This window comes from Rahnella sp. P4_A8, assembly GCF_056402435.1.
Genome location: NZ_JBFUHK010000165.1, coordinates 1 through 2306, shown reverse-complemented (window position 1 = coordinate 2306; position 2306 = coordinate 1). Strand labels below are relative to the sequence as shown.

Below are 2306 nucleotides of genomic sequence, written 5' to 3'. Positions count from 1 at the left end.
GCCATACCCATCGTACAAACACATATCTATAGTAGCCGAGCCGTTCATTTGCGTTTGATTACCTTTAGTGCCGGGCAGCGGGCGCAGGTTAAGGTCAACGCGCGGTGCGGCTTCGCCAAATTCGGGTAAATAGATTTGCTGGTTATTGTTGTCGGTGAGATTGACTGTGATGTTGGAATCCCAGTGATAAACCTCGGTTTCGCTGCTGTTATGGAGAAGAATTTTTAGCTGAGCAGTCCAGATGCCGCCAACCGGTAACTTATTGAGTTCGGCGGCAGGGATTTTCAGGGTTAAGTTAACACCATCTGTTGAATCACCGCTGCAGGAGTTTTGTGCGCTTTGATTCATGGGCTTAGGATCGCCATACATCGCGCAATTTCCGTTATACCAGTAGGCTTCGCGTGTTCCCTGCAATTCGAGAGTCTGCGTTGCGCCACTGCGCTTTTCCGTAAATTTAAGATAAACCGGCAGATAGGCGGCATATCCGCCTTTACCCGTTGGGCATTTACCATTTTCATCGCTGGTGCTTGACGTGCAGGCCCAGTAGTTAAGGCCCCAGCGACCGGAATTAGTCGAGTCGTATCCGCCGCTTTCTTGTGTCCAGATATTTACCGTTGATGCGGTACCCTTCGCGATGTTCAGTTCTGTATTGATGCTGTGATCCAACGGAGCAACCGTGTCAGCCTGAGCATCGGACAACGTGACTAACAGGGTGCTCAGTAAAATAAATAAAGCAGTCAGAAGTTGTTTATGTTTCATTTTCTTTCTCGAATTGCAGCGGGCAAATCCGCAGGCTGAACCGGTTTACACAATGTTTTACCGACATAACGCACGACATCGCGGCTTGATTGCACGGTGACTGCGCACTGGTAATTCTGCTCACCGTTTTTGACATATAGCGTTTTTGCTAATGACGTCATTTCTGCGGTAAAGCCGCCATCTTCTGAGCTGCTGAAAGCATTGGCATTGAGCATGTTGCCGCCATTGAGGGGGGCACCCGTGGCGGTAACCAGTTGTCCGACATAGGTATAATGCGATTCCATCGTCACTTCGCGTACTTTCATTTTCCCCGGCAGGAGGAACAATTTCTGGCTGCCTGCGCCCTGTGTAATGCTGGCCTGGCTACCTGAACTGACATCACGGCTTTCATCAACGGACACCTTGCCTTCTTCAAAACCGGTCACCGGGAATAACGCTTTGCTGTTCTGTTTCATGTGGGCCGCGCCGCCGCCCTGAACTGAAACGTCGATCAATGCGTCATCTGCGGCATCCGCCTCTTCTTCATTACTGCCTTTCACCTTCACGGCTACCGCAGCACCCGGTGAGCCTGTACCGCCTGGCCCCCAGAAGAAGCCGGATTTAGATACCGCAACGGAAGAACTGTAGCTGCCGGTCACTGCGCCCTGATGGGTTTTTTGCTCATTGTCATAGCTGTCGGAAACGGTCAGTTCGCCTTCGCCATACTGGCCATTGAGACGGCCATGAACCGAGGCGTTAGCGTTATCGGTATCTGTGCCGCCCACGTCAATACCCAGTTCGCGGTCGTTATTGCTGCCCCAGTCCCAGTTCTGACTGGCGTTATACGTCATCTGCGCATCGCCGTTCTGGCTGCCCTGATAATCGGTGCTGAATGAAGTGTTGCTGCTGCGAAGCTGCGCATCTTTTGGCGTATTACGTGACAGGGAGAAGCCGACGTAGACACCTTTGTCACTATCGCTGTCACTGCTGCTCTGACGACGGTAGCCACCAAAACGCGTGGTGATCGTCATCTGTTTCCAGTTGAAGCTTTTATTCAGGCTCAGTTGCAAGGTTTTGGATGTGCTCTGCGATTCGGTATTGTTGATCATGTTGTCTTCAAAAGGTTTTGAAGGATCGTACGTCGCAGAGTCCGGTGAGAGACTGGTATTTTTATTGTAAGTGTAGCCCAGAGAGGCAGACCAGCCCTTAACCGGCACGGAAAGTGTGGCGTTAATTGATTCGTAGCAGCCAATATCCGCATAATCATTTTCCCCGACGTCGGCACTGGTGCAGCTTTTACCGTATGCGGCATTGCGATAGACGCTCATGGAAAAACCGTCGTTGTAGCTGATTTGCTCAACGTTACCTTTGGAACCGTCTGTGCCGCTAAACACGCTGGTCTGCATATCCAGCACGCCGTCGATCACTTTTCCGTTAAAACCGTGTGTCCATTGCAGGCCCGCTTCGCCATAATTTTCATTATCGGTATTGGCAATACCTGCCGTCGCCGTCAGCTCGGCAAACACCGGCAGACGCGCACCGGCTTGCATCACCGGTTTGCGTGATGT

Annotated in this window: 2 protein-coding genes; both read right to left on the bottom strand. The window is 51.5% G+C overall.

Going from position 1 to position 2306, the window contains the following annotated elements; all coding sequences use genetic code 11:
• Window positions 1-759, bottom strand: a 759-nt coding sequence (locus AC1DUO_RS24190; protein WP_477989127.1) for a CfaE/CblD family pilus tip adhesin, incomplete at its 3' end; no start/stop codon positions are given.
• Window positions 756-2306, bottom strand: a 1551-nt coding sequence (locus tag AC1DUO_RS24185; protein WP_477989125.1) for a CS1-pili formation C-terminal domain-containing protein, incomplete at its 5' end; no start/stop codon positions are given. The genes AC1DUO_RS24185 and AC1DUO_RS24190, both read right to left, overlap by 4 nt.